Origin of the sequence: Sphingomonas sanxanigenens DSM 19645 = NX02 (assembly GCF_000512205.2) — a bacterium.
GTDB classification, from domain to species: Bacteria; Pseudomonadota; Alphaproteobacteria; order Sphingomonadales; family Sphingomonadaceae; genus Sphingomonas_D; species Sphingomonas_D sanxanigenens.
In genome coordinates this window covers 5,878,304-5,898,283 of sequence record NZ_CP006644.1, presented here as the reverse complement: position 1 = coordinate 5,898,283, position 19,980 = coordinate 5,878,304, and the positions used below count along the sequence as shown (strand labels likewise).

The 19,980-nt window shown below is 66.5% G+C and carries 13 protein-coding genes; 7 read left to right on the top strand and 6 right to left on the bottom strand.

What is annotated here, in order from left to right:
- Positions 1–74 precede the first annotated feature (74 nt).
- The 5 genes from NX02_RS27075 (at position 75) to NX02_RS27055 (ending at position 5,522) form a co-directional block, all read left to right on the top strand.
- Positions 75–1,997 carry an HAD-IIIC family phosphatase gene (locus tag NX02_RS27075; RefSeq protein ID WP_025295299.1) on the top strand — a complete coding sequence of 641 codons (1,923 nt, stop codon included), beginning with the start codon at positions 75–77 and terminating at the stop codon, positions 1,995–1,997.
- Positions 1,978–2,220 carry an acyl carrier protein gene (locus tag NX02_RS27070; protein ID WP_025295298.1) on the top strand — a complete coding sequence of 81 codons (243 nt, stop codon included), beginning with the start codon at positions 1,978–1,980 and terminating at the stop codon, positions 2,218–2,220. The genes NX02_RS27075 and NX02_RS27070 overlap by 20 nt, the downstream gene beginning before the upstream one ends.
- Before the next feature lie 305 nt (positions 2,221–2,525).
- Positions 2,526–4,091: an MBOAT family O-acyltransferase gene (locus NX02_RS27065; protein ID WP_025295297.1), complete on the top strand. Its 1,566-nt coding sequence runs from the start codon at positions 2,526–2,528 to the stop codon at positions 4,089–4,091.
- A gap of 10 nt (positions 4,092–4,101) precedes the next feature.
- A complete protein-coding gene (locus tag NX02_RS27060; RefSeq protein WP_025295296.1) occupies positions 4,102–5,121 on the top strand; it encodes a hypothetical protein in 1,020 nt (339 codons plus the stop codon).
- Entirely contained in the window at positions 5,121–5,522 is a 402-nt protein-coding gene (locus NX02_RS27055; RefSeq protein ID WP_039996870.1) for a VOC family protein, read from the top strand. Before NX02_RS27060 ends, NX02_RS27055 begins: the two co-directional genes overlap by 1 nt.
- A gap of 62 nt (positions 5,523–5,584) precedes the next feature.
- Here the strand turns inward: NX02_RS27055 and NX02_RS27050 are convergent, their stop codons facing one another.
- Positions 5,585–7,315, bottom strand: a complete 1,731-nt coding sequence (locus NX02_RS27050) for a sensor domain-containing diguanylate cyclase (protein ID WP_053000723.1) — start codon at positions 7,313–7,315, stop codon at positions 5,585–5,587.
- 232 nt (positions 7,316–7,547) lie between these two features.
- Here NX02_RS27050 and NX02_RS27045 point away from each other — a divergent pair, with 232 nt between their 5' ends.
- On the top strand, positions 7,548–9,383 hold the full coding sequence (locus NX02_RS27045; RefSeq protein ID WP_025295293.1) for a putative bifunctional diguanylate cyclase/phosphodiesterase: 1,836 nt from the start codon (positions 7,548–7,550) through the stop codon (positions 9,381–9,383).
- A 12-nt stretch (positions 9,384–9,395) separates the two neighbouring features.
- Here NX02_RS27045 and NX02_RS27040 read toward each other — a convergent pair whose 3' ends face one another.
- The 4 genes from NX02_RS27040 to NX02_RS27025 all read right to left on the bottom strand — a co-directional run bounded on the left by NX02_RS27040 (position 9,396) and on the right by NX02_RS27025 (position 18,546).
- A complete protein-coding gene (locus NX02_RS27040; protein WP_047099865.1) occupies positions 9,396–13,025 on the bottom strand; it encodes a PAS domain S-box protein in 3,630 nt (1,209 codons plus the stop codon).
- Between the two features lie 73 nt (positions 13,026–13,098).
- Complete coding sequence (locus tag NX02_RS31030) at positions 13,099–15,861, bottom strand: PAS domain-containing protein (protein ID WP_053000722.1); 2,763 nt, start codon at positions 15,859–15,861, stop codon at positions 13,099–13,101.
- A 1-nt stretch (position 15,862) separates the two neighbouring features.
- Positions 15,863–16,318, bottom strand: coding sequence for a response regulator (locus tag NX02_RS27030; RefSeq protein WP_025295290.1), 456 nt, complete (start codon positions 16,316–16,318; stop codon positions 15,863–15,865).
- Positions 16,315–18,546, bottom strand: coding sequence for an ATP-binding protein (locus NX02_RS27025; protein WP_025295289.1), 2,232 nt, complete (start codon positions 18,544–18,546; stop codon positions 16,315–16,317). Before NX02_RS27025 ends, NX02_RS27030 begins: the two co-directional genes overlap by 4 nt.
- Positions 18,547–18,798: 252 nt before the next feature.
- Here NX02_RS27025 and NX02_RS27015 point away from each other — a divergent pair, with 252 nt between their 5' ends.
- Positions 18,799–19,218, top strand: a complete 420-nt coding sequence (locus tag NX02_RS27015) for a hypothetical protein (protein WP_025295287.1) — start codon at positions 18,799–18,801, stop codon at positions 19,216–19,218.
- Between the two features lie 63 nt (positions 19,219–19,281).
- Here the strand turns inward: NX02_RS27015 and NX02_RS27010 are convergent, their stop codons facing one another.
- Positions 19,282–19,944, bottom strand: a complete 663-nt coding sequence (locus NX02_RS27010) for a COQ9 family protein (RefSeq protein ID WP_025295286.1) — start codon at positions 19,942–19,944, stop codon at positions 19,282–19,284.
- Positions 19,945–19,980: the final 36 nt, after the last annotated feature.

Here is a 19,980-nt window from a genome sequence, read left to right as displayed (position 1 = left end):
AAAGCGGTCGATCGAAATGCCAACCTATTTTTCGGCTGGTGGAGTGATCATGTCTGAGCACGAGGGGGGTCGTCATGACCTATGACGTTGCGCGCCTGCCGTGGCTTCCGGCCAAGGCAGCCGACTTTTCGGCAAGCATCAAGGCGGCGCGCGCGCTGCCGTCGATCAGTGGCGCAATCCTGCGCGACTTCGCGACGCAGGCGCTGGATCTCGACAGCGCGCTCAAGCTCTCCAAGCTGATCGAGGCGAAGCGCGAGACGATCGAGCCGGCGCCGCTCAGCGCGCTCAAGCTTGCCGTGCTCAGCAGCTCGACCACCAGCTATTCGGTGCCTGCAATCCGCGCGTCGGCGCCGCGCCACGGCGTGCTCGCCGACATCTATGTCGGCGACTATGGCCAGACCGCGCAGGAGATTTACGCCGACGGCACCGGCCTCCACAATTTCGCGCCGGACGTCGTGCTGCTCAGCCTCGACGCGATTTCCCTCGGCCTCACCAAGTCCGACATCGCGGCGCAGGACGGCATCGTCGATTCGGCCGCCAAGCAGATCCGCTGGCTGGCGGAAGGCATCGTCTCGCGCCTCGGCGCCGCGGTGATCATCCAGAATTTCGTCGAGCCCGCCGATCCCTGGGCCGGCCATTTCGACGCGCGCGCCGGCGGCTCGCTGCTCGCGATGCTGCGCAAGCTCAACCGCGAGATCGAAACGATCGCATCGGACCTCAACGCGGTCGTGCTGGACGTCGATCGTATCGCCGGTCTCGTCGGCAAGTCGGTGTGGTCCGATCGCTCGCAATGGTACATGGCGAAGCTGCCCTTCGCGCTCGACCTGACGCCGCTCTATGCCGATCATGTCGCGCGCCTGCTCGGCGCGATCCGGGGCAAGACGCGCAAGTGCCTGGTGCTCGACCTCGACAACACCTGCTGGGGCGGCATCATCGGTGACGACGGCGTCGAGGGCATTCGCATCGGCCAGGGCTCGACCGAAGGCGAAGCTTTCCTCGCGATCCAGCACTATGCGCTCGATCTCAAGCGCCGCGGCATCGTGCTCGCGGTCTGCTCGAAGAACGAGGAAGTGAACGCGCTGCTGCCGTTCGAGAGCCACGAGGAAATGGCGCTCAAGCGTGACGACATCGCGGTGTTCGTCGCCAACTGGACCGACAAGGCGACAAACCTCAAGACGATCGCGCAGACCTTGAACATCGGCACCGATGCGCTGCTGTTCCTCGACGACAATCCCGCAGAGCGCGCCCGCGTGCGCCAGATGCTGCCCGAGGTCGCGGTGCCCGAGGTCGGCGAGGATCCGGCGCATTATCCGCTGGCGGTCGCGCATTCGGGCTGGTTCGAAACGGTCGGCCTCACCGCCGACGATGCGCAGCGTGCCGAACAGTATCGCGCCAACGCCGTCCGCGCGCAGGCCGCGCAGAAGCTCGGCAGCCTCGACGAATATCTCGAATCGCTCGAGATGGTCACCTCGATGCGGCCGTTCGACGAGAATGGCCGCGCGCGCATCGCGCAGCTCGTGAACAAGTCCAACCAGTTCAACCTCACCACCCGGCGCTACACCGAGGCCGAGATCGGCGCGCTGGAGGGCGATCCGGACGTGTTCACGCTTCAGATCCGCCTCGCCGACAAGTTCGGCGACAATGGCATGATCGCCGTGGTCGTGATGCGCCCCGAGGGCAACGATGCCTGGGCATGCGACACCTGGCTGATGAGCTGCCGTGTGCTTGGCCGCCGCATGGAGGAAGCAACGCTGCAGGCGATCATCGAGGGCGCGCGCGCCGCCGGCGTCAAGCGCCTGATCGGCCGCTACATCCCGACCGCGAAGAACGGCATGGTCGCCGAGCATTTCGGCAAGCTGGGCTTCACCCGCACGTCGATCGCGGATGACGGCGCGTCCGAGTGGGAAATGAATATCGACGAATATGCGATGAAGGAGCTTCCCTTCACGTATGAAACGAAGAGTCTTGGAGAAGAACATGTCCGAATCGACGCTTGAAACCATCCGCGAGATCATGATCGACGTGTTCGATCTCGATGACGATTTCGAGCTCACCGCGGACACCTCGGCCGACGACATCGACGAGTGGGACAGCCTGAGCCACATCCGGCTGGTCGTCGCGGTGGAGCGCCAGTTCGGGATCAAGTTCAAGAACAGCGAAATCGAAGGGCTCAAGAACGTCGGTGAGCTCGTGTCGGTGATCGACGGCAAGCTCGGATAAGGCCACGCCGCCGGTCGGCGGTTTTCGGGGGGCACGCGTGAACGACCGAACGGTGACAGGATCGACTTGCCGGCAGGCAAGCGTGCGCCGTCCGAGCCGTTCGCATTGTCGGTGTCGGACGCATCCGTCCGACCCGCTCGTTCGGAGTCTCTCCCCGAAGGACCGCCGCCGGCACCCGATGGGTGGCGGCGGTTTCCGTGCGACATACGGACCGTTCGGCCTCGCTTCGGCGCGGCCGCCCGCCACTGGCTCAAGCGACTGCAAGGAACATCACATGATCATGGCGGCAGGCGGAGAGCGCTAGGATGCTGTTCAACTCGTTTGTCTTCATCTTCGGCTTCCTGCCGATCGCGCTTGTGCTGTTCTACGGCCCCGGACGGTGGAAGTCGGTAGCGAAACTCAGCCTCACGATCATGTCGCTGGGCTTCTATGCCTGGTGGCGGCCGATCCATCTGCCGCTCCTGCTCGGTTCGATCATCTTCAACTTCGTCGTCGGCGATCGCATCCAGAAGGCCTATGACGCCGACCGCTCGACGCTGGTCAAGATCTGGCTGATCTTCGGCCTGGCGGTCGACGTCGGGCTGCTCGGCTGGTTCAAATATGCCAATTTCGTCGTCGACAACGTCAATCTCGCGACCGGCGCAGGCATCCAGATCGAGCGCATCATCCTGCCGCTGGCGATCTCCTTCTTCACCTTCCAGAAGGTCGCCTATCTGATCGACAGCGCGCGCGGCCACGCGCACCGGATGAGCTTCCTCGATTTCTCGCTGTTCGCATCCTTCTTCCCGCAGCTGATCGCCGGGCCGATCGTCCACTACAAGGAGATCGTGCCGCAGATCCAGGGGCCGCTGTTCGCGCGCTGGATCGGCCGTAACATCATGGTCGGGCTGATGATCTTCGCGATCGGCCTGTTCAAGAAGACGGTGATCGCGGATCCGCTGTCCGATCAGGTCGACAAGCTGTTCAAGCTGGCGGCGAGCGGCGATCCGGTGAGCGTGTGGACCGGCTGGATGGCCGCGATCACCTTCACGCTGCAGCTCTATTTCGATTTCTCTGGCTATTCGGACATGGCGATCGGCCTTGCCCGCATGTTCGGCATCAAGCTGCCGCTGAACTTCCATTCGCCGCTGCGCGCGGCCAGCGTGATCGATTACTGGCGCCGCTGGCACATGACGCTGCAGCGCTTCATCACCGCCTATATCTTCCAGCCGCTGGCGCTGCCGATGGCGCGCGCCGCGGCCGCACGGGGCCTTTCGACCTGGCCGGCGTTCGCGATGGCAACGATGCTGCCGACCTTCCTCACCTTCGTGATCATCGGCATCTGGCATGGTGCGGGCTGGACGTTCGTGCTGTTCGGCGTGCTCCACGCGATCTATGTCTGCGTCAACGAATATTGGCGCGCGCGCCGCAACCAGAAGCGGCGTCGGCTGCGCAAGCTGAAGCAGACCATGGCTGAGCCCGGCGTGGCGGAGATCGCCTCCTACCATGTCATCACCCTGCTCGCGGTGATGTTTGCCAATGTCGTGTTCCGCGCGCCGAGCGTGCATGACGCGATGACGGTGTGGCAGTCGATGGTTGGCCTCGGCGGAGCGGTCTCGGTCGAGACGGCGCCGTGGGTGTTCGACACCACGACCCTGCTGATGATCGTGGTCGGCACGCTGCTGATCGCCTTCACTCCCAACACCCAGCAGATCATGGGCCGCTTCAACCCGGCCTATAACTGGGGCGACTGGAAGGACGAGGCACCGGCGCTGCTGCGCTGGCAGTGGCGCCCGTCCACATTGGGCATCGTCTATGGCGGCGTGATCCTGTTCTTCGGGCTGATGTTCATTCAGCGCGGACAGACGATCTTCCTGTACTTCAATTTCTAAGGAGGCATCGATGAAGCGCCTTCGCTCGAACCGGACCGCCCTCGCCATCCTCGGCGTCTCGCTGCTGTGTGGCGTGGGGGCGGCGATGCTGCCCGACAATCCCTATCAGCGGGCGCAGCTGCTCGACGAAACGATCCACCGCAAATCGCGGTGGATCTATGAACGCTCGCACTTCGATCCGGCGCCGATCGACGTCATGGTCGTCGGCCCGTCGCGCATCGGTGCGGCCATCAACGCGCCGCGGCTGGGCGAGGCGCTCGCCGCGCGCGGCCTGCCCGCCAATGTCGTCAATTTCTCGTTCCCGGAGAATGGCCGCGACATCAATTATGCGGTGCTCGAAGAGGTGCTTGAGACCAAGAAGCCCAAGCTGGTCATCATCGGCGTCGTCGAGCGGCCCGGCCGCTTCGGCCATTCCGCATTCAAATATATGGCGCGCCCGGGGCTGATCGCGAACCCCGGCTATGTGAGCAACCTCAACTATCCGTCGAACCTGATCTACCTGCCCTTCCGGCAGATGAAGCTGTTCCTGGCAGAGATCGCGCCGGGCTATATGGGGCTGTCCAAGACCTTCGATGCGAAGGCCTATCTCGGCTCGACCTACGACACCACAGGCGACGTCCACCTGCCCGACGGCACGGTGCGCGAGGGCGATGTGCCGGCGAGCGCGGCCGAGCTCGATCGCGGCGTGCGCAAGCTGGAAGCGAGCATGGATCCGCGCGTGCTGCCCGAGAGCATGGCGGATCTGGAGTTCGGCGACGACCGGACGAACGTCCGGCGGATGGCGGCGCTCGCCCGGCGCCACGGCGTCAAGCTCGCCTTCCTCTCACTGCCCTATTATTCCGGGCCGACGACGATCCAGGAAGAGCCTTTCTACCGGCAATATGGCACGGTGTGGAACGGCGGCTTCGTTTCCCCCCGCGCCGACCTGTTCATGGATTATGCCCACCTGACGAGCGGCGGTGCCCGCGTGGTGACCGACTGGCTGGCGCCGCGCGTTGCCGCCGAGCTCGAACCGGAAGGAAAGAAGTGATGCTGGTCAATCCGCCCCTCCATCATGTCGGCATCGTTCAGCCGAGCGAGGAAGAGGCACTCGCGATGATGGAGGTTCTGGGGCTGACGGAGGTGCATCGCGGCTACGTCCCCCAATTCCACGCCCTTTGCATCTTCACCGAGGCGGTCGGCCGCTCGCCGCTCGAATTCGTCGTTCCCGATGGCGGCCCGCTGCTCAAGTTCAACAAGGGCGCCGGCGGCATCCACCATGTCGCCTTCGAGGTTCCCGACCTCGACGCGCTGGCGCGCGATTTCGCCGCACGCGACATGAAGCTGCTCGAACCCGAGCATGTTCAGGGCGCGGGCAACTTCATCTGCAACTTTCTCAGCCCGATCTACACGCGCGGCCTCACCGTCGAGTATGTGCAGATCGTGGACTGAAGGACCGACACCATGGCGACGCGGCAACACGACAATAATTTCACGTTCACCGCGACTTCGGGTCAAGCCGCCAGCACGAGACGATCGCGGCCAGCCCCCTTGGCCTCGTAAAGCGCGACATCCGCCGCGCGCATCACCGCGTCGCGATCCTGCGCGGCGCTGAACGCCGCCACGCCGGCGCTGACCGTCATAGAGACGGTATGGCCCGCGCCGACCTCGATCGCCTCGGCGCCCAGCGCACGGCGCAGGCGTTCGCAGATCTCCTGCGCCTGCGCGGGCTCGACGCCGGGCAGGATCACACCGAATTCCTCGCCACCCAGCCGTGCAACCATATCCTCCTCGCGGACATGCCGAAGCGCGATCTCGGCGAAGGCCTGGATCACGCGATCGCCCGCGTCGTGGCCGTAGCGGTCGTTGATGCGCTTGAAATGATCGATGTCGAACACCGCCACGCAGCCGCAGGCGGTGCCCTGGTTCAGGCAGCGATCGAACGCCGTCGCGAACGCGCGGCGATTGGCGAGGCCGGTAAGCGCATCCGTGGCAGCGGCTCGGGCGAGCTCGACTTCCATCGTCTTGCGCCGGTCGATGTCGCGGATCACGCTGATCACGCCGTCGACCACGCCATCCTCGCCCACCATCGCGCGGACATTGGATTCGAACCAGCGCTCGGCACCGTCGGCCGTCACCGCGCGATATTCGAACGCCACCGTCGTCTCGGGCGCGTCGAGCGCACGCAGGAACTCGGCACGCACATGTTCATGATCGGACGGCGCGATCATGTCGATCGCCCGCCGCCCGACCAGCTTGAGCGGGTCGTAACCGCCCAGTTGCACGATCGACGGCGAAACATAGCCGATCGTGCCATCTGGCAGGGTCGTCATGACGATGTCGCTCGCATGTTCGGTGATGAGCCGGAAGCGTTCCTCGCTCTCCTGCAGCTTGCGATAGAGCCGGTCGCGCCGGCCGAGATCCGCCGCGACCGGCAATATCGTCAGCACCGTCGCGGCGAGATAGAATTGCAGATACCGCATATGCACGATCGGGCTCGCATCGATCAGCCGGAGCGGGCCCATGCCATGCGCGGTGAGTATGCCGGCGATCGTCGTCAGGATCATCAACGAGGCCACGGCACCGAGCCGGCCAAACCGGAAGGTCGCGAGCGTGATCGGCAGGATCGGCAGGAACAACAGCGGCAGGCGGTGTTGTGCGAACACGCCATAGGAAACCGCGGCGATCGCAATGAGCAGCACAAGCCCTTCCAGCAACCGCCTGCCGCCCGCAGCGCTCACCCAGCGGCGGGCATCGCCGACGAGGATCATCGTGAACAGCGGCGTGAAGGTCAGCGCCCCGAGTGCATGGCCAAGGAAATAATTGACGGCGTTGGGCCACAAGGCCGTGCCCGTCAGCAGCTTCGCCACCAACCCCGCCGGCACCGCCATCGCAGCCGGCCCGGCGACGCCCGCGGCGAGCACGAAAACACCGAGATGCCTCATCGATTCGAACGCATCCCGTCGACCGAACCGCTGCAGCAGCGCCGCCGCTATGAGCACCTCGCCGATGTTGATCGTCATGAACGGCACGGCGCCCGCCCACCCGAAACCGAACAGGCCCGTCGCACACAGGCTGGCGATGCCGCAGGCGGTGACCGGCGCCCCCCATCGCTGCGGCCGCATCAAGACGAGCACCGCGATCAGCAGCGCATTGGCGATCCACAGGCAGGCGACACCGCCCTCGAGACGCGTCAGCCGCGCCGCGGCGGCCGCCGCGACGAAATAGAGGAGACCCAGCAGCACGGCTTCCAGGGGGCCAAAGGATCGGCGCGGACGCGACAGGGTTCGCATGGAGCCACCCTAGCCGTGGATGGTTAACAGCCGCCTCCCTTTTTATATCGCACCTGTCTTTTGTTTTCCGTGAAGGACCGTCGTTAATCTTACTATGACCTTAACCTGATATTCAGCATCTCCTCCTAATCAGATCACGTCGAACATCATTTCGACCGGATTTGCTCAGGGTTCGACACGACGCATGCAACGGCTCCAGAACATCATTCTCGAGATGGTCGCGCGCGGCGATCCGCTGGAAGTGACGGCTGGCCGGTTGTGCACCGAGATCGAGGCGCTGCTGCCCGACGTCGCCACCTCGGTCGTGACGGTCGACCGGACGGGGCGTCTTCACCCCCTCGCCCACGGCCTGTTACCGAAGGCGATCGCGGCAATGGTCGACGGCGTCGCGGTCGGGCCGGAAATCGGCGCGTGCGGCAGCGCGATCTTCCACCGCCGGCCGATTACCTCCACCGACATCGCCAACGACCCCGCCTGGGTCGGCTATCGCGACGTCGTGCTCGCCGAAGGCTTTCAAAGCTGTTGGTCGAGCCCGATTCTCGATGGCCGCGGCGCCGCGCTGGGCGCTTTCGGCTTCTATTTCCGCACGGCGCGCGGTCCGACCGCGGCCGAGGAAGAGGTGGTCGCAACCTGCGCGCAATTGTTGGCCATCGCGATCGAGCGCCATGGCCGCATCGGCCCCGGCCGCGCAGAGACGATCGACCCGCTGACCGGGCTCGGCAGCCGCATTGCGTTCGACCAGACGCTGGCCGCGCTCGCAAACGCAGACAGGCGACCCTGGGCGCTGCTGCTCATCGACCTCGATGGCTTCCGCCGCGTCAACGACAGCCTGGGCCATGGCGTGGGCGATGCCGTGATCCGGCTGGTCGGCGGCCGCATCGCCGCCGCCGTTACGCCCGATTCCGCCTTCCGCACCGGCGGCGATTCCTTCGCGGTGATCGCGCATGAGGAAGACGCGCTGGGCGATCCGGCGGGTCTGGCGATCCGCATCGGGACGTCGATCGGCGATCCGATCCAGCTTTCGGGCGAGACCATCCTGATCGGTGCGACCATCGGCTTTGCGATCAGCGATCCGGCGAAGACGTCCGACATTCTGTTCGAACATGCCACCAATGCGCTGCAGCACGCCAAGCAGTCGCACCGCGGCGGCCACCTCGCTTATTCCGCGAGCCTGGGCAATGCGGTGGCGAGCCATCCCGACGCGTTGCACGATCTTGAGCGCGCACTGCACGAAGATCGTATCGACGCCTATTATCAGCCGGTCGTCGAACTGGAGACATGGGCGGTAACGTCGTTCGAGGCGCTCTGCCGCCTGACGACGTCCACGGGCGAAGTGCTGCCGGCCGCCGCCTTCCACCAAGCGATGTCGCACCCGCGCATCGCCCCGGAACTCACGCGACGGATGCTGAGGATCGTCGCCGGCGACATCGCGCACTGGATGCGGCTGGGCATCGCCGATCCGCAGATCTCGATCAACGTCGGCTCCGCCGACATCCATGGCGGCGGCCTGCTCGAACGCACGCTGGCCGACACGTTCGAGCATGCCCGCGTGCCGCTCGGCCATCTGGTCGTCGAAGTGACCGAGACGGTCCATATGGACCGGCGCGCCGATACCGTGCGCCGCGTTCTCGAAGGATTGCAGGCGCGCGGGCTCCGCATCGCGCTCGACGATTTCGGTACCGGCTATGCCTCGCTGACGCACCTGCTCTCGGTGCCGGTGGACATCATCAAGATCGACCGCTCCTTCGTCCAGCAGCTCGGCACCGATGCGGGCAGCGCTGCGATCGTGCAGGGGCTGATCGCGATTGCCGACGGTCTCAAGCTGCGGGTCGTCGCCGAGGGAATCGAGACGGAGGCGCAGTGCCGGCTGCTGCAGCGCTATGGCTGCAAATATGGCCAAGGCTTCCTCTTCTCGCGCGCGCTCGACCGTCGCCAGGCGACGCGGCTGCTGCAAGGCGAGGTCCTGCCGTTGCCGGCTGCTCTCGATTCCGCGGCAGCCACGCTTCCCCACACGGCCTGAACCCGCCGCCGCCTACCGCTCCTCGATGATCTCGCGGATACGGTTGGCGAGAACATCCATCGCGAAGGGCTTGGTGATCATCGCCATGCCGGGCTCGAGGAAACCGGATGCCAGCGCGGCATTTTCGGCATAGCCGGTCATGAACAATATCTTGAGCCCGGGGCGGATCGCGCGGCCGCCATCCGCAACCTGCCGGCCGTTGAGCCCGGGCAGGCCGATATCGGTGATCAACAGATCGATCCGTTGGCGCGATTGGAGGATCTCGAGCCCCCTGGGGCCATCGGCGGCCTCGATCGCGTTATAGCCGAGTTCGCCCAGCACATCGACGATCAGGCCGCGCACGACGGCCTCGTCCTCCACCACCAGCACCGTCTCGCCATCTTCCGCACCGGGTACCGTCATCGCCGGCTCGACCTCGTCGCCCTCCGCCGCACCGCGCCAGCGCGGCAGATAGAGCTTTACGGTCGTGCCCTTTCCCACCTCGCTGTAGATCCGCGCATAGCCTTCCGACTGGCGCGCGAAGCCATAGATCATCGACAGTCCGAGGCCGGTGCCCTGACCGAGCGGCTTCGTCGTGAAGAAGGGCTCGAACGCCTTGGCGATCACATCCTGGCTCATGCCCGTGCCGGTATCGGTCACGCAGACACAGACATACTGGCCGGGCTTCACGTCGCGCTGGCGTGCGGCATAGGCGCTGTCGAGATGCGCATTGCAGGTCTCCACGGTCAGCCGGCCGCCATCGGGCATCGCATCGCGCGCGTTGATCGCAAGGTTCAGGATCGCGCTTTCGAGCTGATTGGCATCGCAGCGCGTGAGCCACAGCCCACCGGCCATCACCATCTCCAGTTCGATCCGTTCGCCGAGGGTCCGGCGCAGCAGATCTTCCATCGAAGCGATCAGCGGGTTGGCCTTTACCGGGCGCGGATCGAGCGGCTGGCGGCGCGAAAAGGCGAGCAGCCGGTGGGTCAGCGCCGCCGCGCGCTGCGCCGAGGACATCGCGCCGGTCAGGAAGCGTTCGAGGTCACCCGTTCGTCCCTGGCTGATCCGGTTCCGCATCAGATCGAGGCTGCCGGTGATACCCTGCAGCAGATTGTTGAAGTCATGCGCGATACCGCCGGTAAGCTGCCCCACCGCCTCCATCTTCTGGCTCTGGCGCAAAGCCTCTTCCACCTGTCGCTGCTCGGTGATGTCGCGACCGACGGCATGGATACGACTGCCGTCGGGCACCGCCGTCCAGGCCAGCAGCCGATAGTCGCCGTCACGCGTGCGGTAGCGGTTTTCGAACGCCAAGGTGCTGCCGCCGCCCGCCAGCGAAGCCAGTTCCGCAGCGGTCGCCGGCAGATCGTCCGGGTGAACGAAGCTCGACAGCGGCCGGCCGACCATTTCCGCCTCGTCCCACCCCAGCATCCGGCGGATCGAGGGATTCACCGCGACGATCATCCCTTCGATATCGCACACCAGCAGCAGATCCTGGCTGAGCGCCCACAGCCGGTCACGCTCCTGCGCATGCGCGACCTCCGCAAGTTTCTGGGCGTGGATATCGGTGTTGGTGCCGATCCAGCCGCTCACCGCGCCCTGCGGGTCGCGCAGCGGCAGCGCGCGGGAAAGATACCACCGATAGGCGCCTGCGGAGTCGCGCACGCGGAATTCGGTTTCGAACGTCGATGCCGAGGCCACCGCCGCATTCCATCGCGCCGTCGTGGATGCGCGATCATCCTCGTGGACCAGCGCCATCCAGCGCTCTGCATCGAGTTCGCCCGGCGGGATTCCGCTATAGGCGTAGACCTGCGCGTTGAACCAGTCGAGCCGGCCATCCGCGGTGGCCGTCCACACCTGATTGGGCATCGACTGCGCAAGCGCGCCGAACCCCGCCTCGCTCCGGTGCAGCGCGAGTTGGACACGCCTGCGCTCGGTGATATCCTGAACGATGCCGACCATGCGCACCGGAAGCCCGGCATCGTCATATTCATATTCACCCCTGCGCGCGATGAGACGGATCTCGCCGTCATCGGCGCGGCGGATGCGATACTCGACGTCGAGCGGTGAGGTCGCCGCGCGCCGCCCCTGCGAACTGGACACCATATCCGCATCATCCGGAACGATCAGCGCCTCCAGCGCCGCGGTCGGCAACTGCCCGCATGGGTCGAACCCGAAGATCCTGCAGAATTCGGGCGTGGCGGTGACCATGTCGTTCGCGATATCGACCGAAAACAGCCCGACGCCGCCGGCTTCCTGCGCGCGGCGCAACTGATCCTCGGTTGCGCGCAGCGCCGCGCGCCGACGATGCTCGTCGGTGCGATCGGACAGCACGGTGACGAACCCGACCGCCCCGTCGCAGTCGCTGCGCAGCGGCGTGGTCTCGCCATAGGCACGGAAACGTTCGCCGGACCGTCGGCGTTGCCATTGCTCCCCACCCGCCCGGCCCTCCGCCAGCGCGAGCGCGCGCGTCGGTCCCCAGCCTTCGACCGAGACGCGATCGAGATCGACGTCGATCATCTCGGCTTCGGTCCAGCCGAGCATCTGCTCGGCTCCGCGGTTCCACAGCATCACCCGCCCGTCGAGATCGGTTGCGATGATCGCATAATCGGACGCGCTGTCGAGGATCTGGCGGTTCTGCGCCTCACGCTCGCGCAGCAGTTCTTCGGCGCGGATGCGTTCGACATGCGCCCAGCAGCGCTCGGTGACCTCCCGGATCGTCGTTAGTTCATCGTCGGTCCAGGTCCGCGCCTCCCGATCGTGGATCGCCATCAGCGCGGTCAGCCGCCCTTGCTTGACCAAAGGCATGCAGATCGTCGCCGTGATCCCGAGCGCCTGGAAGGTCGCTGCCTCGTGCGGCGCGAGTTCACGGCGATTGTCATTGACGATCAGCGGGCGCCCCGCGCCCAGTTCGGTGACCGCCAACGTTCCGAAATCCGCCAGGCGGTAGCGTCCGACGATCGAGCGCGCGCCGGCCGCATGCCAGTCGCCGCGGATGGTGAAGCCGTCCTCATCCTCGTCCATGTCGGCATAGGCGCAGACCGACACGCCGAGATGCGCGCCGGTCATCCGCGTGGCGATCGTCAGGATCGCATCGGCGTCGCGGGTGCCCGACGCCGCCTTGCCGAGTTCGTCGAGGAAGCGCAGCCGCGTCTCGCTCGCCTCCAGCGCGCGATGGGCGTTGTGCGTCTCCGTGGTCTCGACGACGATCGCGATGACGCCCGCCGGCGTGCCATCGTCCCCAGGCACGGGCGAATAGTCGAGGTCCATCCAGACCTGTTCCGGACGGCCGTTGCGATCGAGCGTGAGCGGCTGGTTCTTGTAGCTGAGCGTGCCGCCGGAAAGCCCGACCTTCATGACATGATCGTTGAAGTCGGCGACTTCCCGCCAGCCGGTGCGCACCTCGGCGCCCAGCAATCCCGCGTCGCGGCCGCCGGCGAAATCGGCATAGGCATCGTTGTAGATCATGATGCCGGCGGCGCCCCACAACAGCACCATCGGCACCCTGCTGCGCAGCATCAGCCCGACGGTGTGGCGCAGGCTCGCGGGCCATCCGTCGATCGGCCCCAGCGCCGTCGCCGACCAGTCGAAATTGGCGATCCGATCGCCCAGAATGCCGCCGTCGGCAAGAAAACGAAGCGCCGGCCGGTCAGCCCCCATATCCATCCAACACGCCTTCCGCGCTGCACGCCCCCGCAGCGTCGCATCGCTGCACAACGTCGGATCGGTACGCGGGTTCCTAGGCGCCCCGCAGGTCGTCCAGAGAGGCTGCCAGTTGCGCGTGGCGGAAGGGCTTGCTGAGCGTCGGCAGCGCCGTGTCGAGATCGCCGGCATCGGCATAGCCGGATACGAGCAACACCCGCATCTTCGGCCAGCGCTCGCCGGCGATGCGCGCCAGTTCGGCGCCGGACATGCCCGACATCAGATGGTCAGTCACCAGCAGGTCGAAATCGGCACCGTCGCCATCGAGCAAGACCAGCGCCGCCTCCGCCGATTCCGCCTCGGTCACCTGGTAGCCCAGGTCGGCGAGCATGTCGCTCGTGGTCGCGCGCACCAGCGCCTCATCGTCGACGACAAGCGCGCGGCCGGCAGCAGCTATGGCAACCGCAGGCTCCTGTTCGCCCGGCCGATCGACCGGCTTCGCACTGACCGGCAGCCACAGGGTCGCGTCGGTGCCGAGCCCCGGCTTGCTCGCGATCTGCAGCGCACCGCCGAGTTGCGAGGCGAGGCCATGGACCATCGACAGGCCAAGGCCGGTGCCCTTGCCGACGCCCTTGGTGGAAAAAAACGGCTCGATTGCGCGGGCCAGTGTCTCGGCATCCATGCCATGGCCGGTGTCGGCAACCGAGACGCGCACGTAGCGGCCCGGCGTCAGCCCCGCCGGCGCCTCGCCATCCACCGCGACCGCATCCGCCGAGATCGTCAGGCGGCCGCCATCGGGCATCGCGTCGCGTGCGTTCACGCTGAGGTTGAGGATCGCCATTTCGACCTGGTTGGCGTCGGCAAGCGCTGGTGGCAACCCGGGCGCCACCGCCACCGTCACGGCGATGCGCGGGCCGGTCGTGCTCTGGATGAGCCCCGCCATGTCGCGGATCAGCATGTCGAGATCGACCGGAACCGGCTGCAGCGGCTGGCGCCGCGCGAAGGCGAGCAGCCTTTGCACCAACGTGCGGGCACGCTCCGCGGACTGCAGCGCTCCTTCGATCAACCGGCGATGGCGCTCACCGCCCAGTTTCTGGCGGTGCATCAGATCGAGGCTGCCGATGATCGGCGTCAGCAGATTGTTGAAATCATGCGCGACGCCGCCGGTGAGTTGGCCGATCGCCTCCAGCTTCTGGCTCTGGCGCAGCGCTTCCTCGGCCTGCCGGCGCTCGGTGATGTCGACCGCTTCGGGAACGATGCCGGTGACGGTGCCGTCGGCACCGCGGATCGGCCGCATCGAGAAATCGAGCCAGCGCCATCCCGCCGCGAGGTTGAGGCGCAGTTCGCGGCGCCCCGCCGTGCCCAGCGCCGCTTCGCGCACCATCGCGCGGATGATCGCGGGCATGCCTTCGGTGCCGATGAACCAGGGCGTCTCCCAGAAAGGGAGATCGACGACCGCATCGGCAGGCAGGCCGATCGCCGAGAGCGCCGTGTCGTTGCAGAACAGCACGGTACCGTCGAGCGCGAGCAGCCCCTGATACTGATAGCTGGTGGCAAGGATCGAACGCAGCCGCGCCTCGCTGGCGGCAAGCGCCGCGGTGCGATCGGCGACCAGTTGCTCCAGGCGCTCGTTGACGGTGCGCAGCGCCTGTTCGACCGCCTTCTTCTCGCTATTGTCGAGATAGACCGCGGCGAGCGCTATCGGTCTGCCCGCCTCGTCGCGTTCCACCTCTCCCCGGCCATACAGCCAGTGGACGCTGCCGTCCGGCCAGACCACGCGATGCTCGAGCTCGAAGAAGCGCTGCCCCCCGGCGAGGATCGCCGCGCGTTCCGCCATGATCCGCTCGACATCGTCGGGATGATAGCCGGCACGGACCTGCTCCAGCGTCAGGCGGGTGCCGGCGGGATAGCCGAAGAGGTTGGGAAACGCCTCCGAATGGCTGAAATCCTCGCTGCCGATCTGAAACGACGCCTCCGCCAGACGCCCCGCCTTCAGCGCGAAGCGCAGCCGCGCCTCACGCGCGGCGAGCGCCGCTTCGATGCGCTTGTGGTCGCTGATGTCGATCTGGATGCCGTCCCACACCAGCGACCCATCGGGCTGAACGCGCGGCGTCGAGATCGTGCGATACCAGCACACCGCACCATCGGTACGCACGAAGCGCGCCTGCACGTCGAACGGGCTGAGCGTCGCCAGTGCCTCATCCTCGGCGGCAGCGAAGACCGGCCGGTCTTCGGGAAGGATGCGGCTGTAGGCGATGGCGGGATCGGCAAGCACGTCCGCCACGGGAACGCCCGTCATCCGTTCATAGCTGTTGGAAAGATGGAGGAAGCGGCGGGTGCCGCCGTCACGGCTGGTCGCGAGCTGATAGACCATGCCGCCGGGCAGCTGGTCGGTCAGCGCGCGCAGCCGCGCCTCACCCTCACGCAGGTCGCGTTCGACCCGGGCATTCTCCACCCGCTGCGCCGCTTCGGCGAGCGCGCGGCGCACCACCCGCGGCAGCCGCTCCAGCCGCCGCTTCACCACATAGTCGGTCGCACCATGCTTGAGCGCCTCGACCGCGACATCTTCGCCCAGCGTGCCGGACACGAAGATGAAGGGCGTCGCCGGCACGGTCTCCCTCGCGATGGCAAGCGCCGAATCGCCATCGAACTCGGGAAGCTGATGATCGGCGAGGATCAGCGCGAAGGGCCGCGCGGCGAGCGCCCCGACATAGGCCCCGCGCGACCAGACGCGCTCGATCGCGGCATCGATGCCGTCGGCGCGGAGATGTTCCGCGACGAGTTCCGCATCGAGCGCGCTATCCTCCAGATGGAGGATAGCGACGTCCTTCATCGGCACCATGCCCTCGACCTCAGCCATTTCAGGCGCCGGGGGCCTGCCGGGCGGGCGGCGGCTCGTTGAGGACCGCCCAGAACATGCCGAGGTCGCGGATCGCCTCGAAGAACTGCTCGAAGCCCACGGGCTTCACCACGAACGCGTTGACGCCCAGGCTGTAGCTGCGGACGAGATCGCGCTCCTCGCGCGACGAGGTGAGCATCACCACCGGCGTATGGCGCAGCTTGGGATCGCTCTTGATCCGCTCCAGCACCTCGAGCCCGTCGATCTTGGGCAGCTTGAGGTCGAGCAGGACCACCGCCGGGCTGCCGCTGTTGCGCCCCTCGAAGCGGCCGGTGCCGATCAGATAATCCAGCGCCTCGGCACCATCGCGCACGACGATCACGCCATTGGCGAGCTGGCATTGTTCCAACGCCGCCAATGTCAGTTCGACATCCTTGGGATTGTCCTCGACCAGCAGAATCGGCTTGAGATCGGTCATCTTTTCCTGCCCCTCGGCAAGGTGAAGTGAAAGGTCGCGCCCTCATCGATGGCCGCTTCCGCCCATACGGTTCCGCCATGGCGTTCGACGATGCGTTTGACGTTGGCAAGACCGATGCCGGTTCCTTCGAACTCCTCCACCCGGTGAAGGCGCTGGAACACGCCGAACAGCTTGCCGACATAGGCCATGTCGAAGCCGACGCCATTATCCGCCACCCGATAGGTGTTGAGACCATCCGCCGCCGCGGCGCCGCCGATGCGAATCACCGCCGGCTCCCGCTCCCGCGAGAATTTGATCGCATTCTCGATCAGGTTCTGCAGCACCAGACGGATCATCACGGGATCGGCCTCCGCGGGCGGCAACGTATCGACCCGCCATTCGATCCGATGGCCGCTGTCTTCGCGCACCAGCGTCCGCACCACCTCGGCCACCAGCGCGTTCATGTCGACGTGGATCGGCGCCAGCGTCGCGCGGCCCATCTGGGAGAAGCTGAGGAGATCGTCGACCAGCTTGCCCGCGGACACCGCCGATTCGACGATCGTCTCGATATAGCGGCGGCCGGTTTCGGACAGCGCGTCGGCCTCGCGCTTTTTCAGCAACTGGGCATAGCCGACGATGTGACGGAAAGGTGCGCGCAGATCATGGCTGACCGAGTAGGAGAAAGCTTCCAGCTCCTTGTTGATCGCCACCAGCCGTTCGGAGAGCGCCGCCAGTTCCTCGGCCTTGCGCAGCACGATATCGACGATCGCCGCGCGCAGATGCGCGGCCGCCTCGACTTCGGCCTCGTGCCACGGTTCGGCGCGCAGCCGCACGGTTTCCTGCCAGGCAGCGAAGGAGGTGCGCGGGTGCAGCCGATCGCCCGTGGATGGTTGCGCGGTCTTGCGCGGATCGCCGCCCCACTTGATCGTTCGGATCACCTCGGGCCGGAACCACAGCACATAGCTGTCGTGAAGCTGCGAGATCGAGACCGCGAGCAGGCCGCTCGCCTCATCCTTGATCGCTTCCCCGCCAGGATAGACCGCCGCCAGATTGTCGCTGGCGAACACATCCTGCCGCTGCCCCGCCGCCAGCCACCGCACCAGCGGCCGGATCGCATCCTCGCGCGGCGTTTCGCCCACCAGCACGCATTGCTCGCCGACGACCACCGCCGCCCCCCGCGCGCCGGTGAGCGCGAGCAGGTCCGCCGGCTGCTCGATCAGCCCCTTGATGAAATGCTCGGCGCTCGCCATCCGCGCCAGCAGACGACGCTGCACCTGCTCCAGCGCGTCGCGCCGGCTGGCCAGAATCGTCGCCTGCTTGGCGGCAAGCTGCATCGACAGGATCTGCCCGATCAGGTCGCAGGCGACCCGGACCGGATAACCGATCCGCACCGGATCGCGATGATGGCAGGAGATCAACCCCCACAGCCGATCGCCGCTGAGCAGCGAGATCGACATCGAGGCCATCGTCCCCATGTTGCGCATATATTCGAGATGGACGGGAGACACGCTGCGCAGCACGGCAGAGCTGAGGTCGATCGGTCGTCCGGTGACCGGATTTTCCGCCGGCGCGATCGGCACGGGCACATAATTTGCGTCGGCGATCAGCCGCAGGCGGTTGAGGCGATAGAGTTCGCGCGCCTGCGCGGGAATATCCGCCGCCGGGAAGCGGAGGCCGAGATAGGATGGCAGCCGACCATTGCCGTCCTCGGCGATCACCGCACCATGCCATTCGGGATCGAACGCATAGACGAGCACGCGATCGAGCCCGGTCAGCCGCCGCACCTCGCGCGCGGCGATCCCCGCCAGATCATCGATGGTCTCGGCGCGCTGGACGAGGCCGAGCACATCGCGGACGACGGGATGAAGATCGCCGAAGGATAGCGCCTCGCCCGCCACCGGCTCGAACTCGACGACATAGGCGCCGTCCGAACGGTGCGCGATGCAATGATGGCGGCTTTCGTTACCGACCGTACCGAGATGCGCGGTGCCCTGCGCCGGCAGGGCGGCGAGGCCCTCGGCGAGCCGCGCCGCATCGTCCGGCAGCAGATCCGCGACGCTGCACCCGAGCGCGCTGCCGGCAAAGGGAGCCGAGTCGCCCACCGCCGCCTGCTGGACCACGAGCGTTTCCGGGTCGAGCACGAGCAGCGCGCCCTGCGGCTGGATATTGCCGGGTATGCGAATCGGTTCGCTCGCGCAGCGTTCGAGCGCGCGCGCATGCTCTTCGGCTTCTGTCGCGACCTCAGCCATGACCCGTCCCCAACCCGGTCATGATCACCACATCGACGCCGCTGCGATCCAGCCCCCCCGATCTCGAGGTCAAGTCCGCCATAGGGAGGCTGGTGGCATGATCGTCCCGGAGGCGCAACCGGCCCCACCAACGACCGATGCGGAAAAAGCGGCGGCGCGTCGTCTCTTCCATCGGCGGCAGCAACGGTGGGGTCACTCATCGCCGGTTCAGTTGGCCATGCTAGGGTGCCGGCAATCATCGAGGATATGATCATGCGATTCGCGTCTTACATTCTCGCCGGCGCGGCGTTGCTGGCGGCGGTCCCCACCATGGCGGCAGGCTCGAAGACCACCGCGCGGGGCGAAGCCAAGCTCGCCGAGGCGCTGGACGGCAGGACCGCCGGCAAGCCGGTGCGCTGCATCAACCTGCGCGACATCCGTTCGAGCACGATCTACGACGGCACGGCCATCGTCTATCGCACCAACGGCAACACGCTCTACGTCAACCGCCCGAAGATCGGCGCGGGCTCGCTCGACCGGAACGACGTGCTGGTGACCAAGACCGTCTCGACGCAGCTGTGCAACATCGACACCATCCAGCTGTTCGACATCAATGCGCGGATGCAGACGGGCTTCGTCGGCCTCGGCGATTTCGTGCCCTATGCCAAGCCCGCGAAGACGGCGAGCCGCTGAACGACAGCTGACCGATATCGGCCGATCGGGGGCCGATCCGGGGGAAGGGCGGCGCCCTTCCCTTCAGAGCGCCGGATAACGCAGCCGCCCGATAAACCGGGTCAGGCTCAGCCGATGTTCGGACCGGGCCTTGAAGCCGGCCTTGGCTTTTTCGATCTGCATCACATTGTCGATCCGACGCGCAAGGAAGGCGTGGGTCTCGACCAGAGACTCGCTTTCGTCATCGACGAGCACCAGCATCGTCGAGGCGTAGACGCCCAGCAGCATCGCGCGCTTGGTATAATGATTATAGTCGGTCGCGGTGTCGCCGGCGGCGCGCCAGATCGCGTCGGCGGCGCGCCAGCCGAGTTTCGCGGCGCGCGGTGCGTTGGTCGGCAGCGCGAGGATCGCCAGCGCACGGCGCAGCGGCTCGCGATGCGGCGCGAGCAACGCGAGCCGCGCCTCCACCAGCGACTGGATGCGCGCGCGGATCTTGAGCGTGCCGAGCGTTTCGGCCGGCCACGCCGCCAGCATGCCCTGGTCGATCGATGCGAACCATGCATCGATCATGTCGATCGCGCCGCCGGGATAGGCAAGGGCGACGATCTTCGGATCGACCCCGGCTTCCGCGGCAGCCGCGCCAAGCGCGTCGGCCGTCCAGCCATCGAACGCGGCATGGCGGGCGATCAGGGGAGCGAGCGCGTCACGCAACTCGTCGAGCGTCGGATCGGTGGGAAGCTGGACCATCGCCCGACTCTAGGCGCTTGGCCGCGCCGCGCCAAG

Coding starts and splice junctions, on each gene's coding strand:
- NX02_RS27075 (WP_025295299.1), top strand. CDS start 75: ATGACCTATGACGTTGCGCGCCTGCCGTGGCTTCCGGCCAAGGCAGCC.
- NX02_RS27070 (WP_025295298.1), top strand. CDS start 1,978: ATGTCCGAATCGACGCTTGAAACCATCCGCGAGATCATGATCGACGTG.
- NX02_RS27065 (WP_025295297.1), top strand. CDS start 2,526: ATGCTGTTCAACTCGTTTGTCTTCATCTTCGGCTTCCTGCCGATCGCG.
- NX02_RS27060 (WP_025295296.1), top strand. CDS start 4,102: ATGAAGCGCCTTCGCTCGAACCGGACCGCCCTCGCCATCCTCGGCGTC.
- NX02_RS27055 (WP_039996870.1), top strand. CDS start 5,121: ATGCTGGTCAATCCGCCCCTCCATCATGTCGGCATCGTTCAGCCGAGC.
- NX02_RS27045 (WP_025295293.1), top strand. CDS start 7,548: ATGCAACGGCTCCAGAACATCATTCTCGAGATGGTCGCGCGCGGCGAT.
- NX02_RS27040 (WP_047099865.1), bottom strand. CDS start 13,025: ATGGATATGGGGGCTGACCGGCCGGCGCTTCGTTTTCTTGCCGACGGC.
- NX02_RS31030 (WP_053000722.1), bottom strand. CDS start 15,861: ATGGCTGAGGTCGAGGGCATGGTGCCGATGAAGGACGTCGCTATCCTC.
- NX02_RS27030 (WP_025295290.1), bottom strand. CDS start 16,318: ATGACCGATCTCAAGCCGATTCTGCTGGTCGAGGACAATCCCAAGGAT.
- NX02_RS27025 (WP_025295289.1), bottom strand. CDS start 18,546: ATGGCTGAGGTCGCGACAGAAGCCGAAGAGCATGCGCGCGCGCTCGAA.
- NX02_RS27015 (WP_025295287.1), top strand. CDS start 18,799: ATGCGATTCGCGTCTTACATTCTCGCCGGCGCGGCGTTGCTGGCGGCG.
- NX02_RS27010 (WP_025295286.1), bottom strand. CDS start 19,944: ATGGTCCAGCTTCCCACCGATCCGACGCTCGACGAGTTGCGTGACGCG.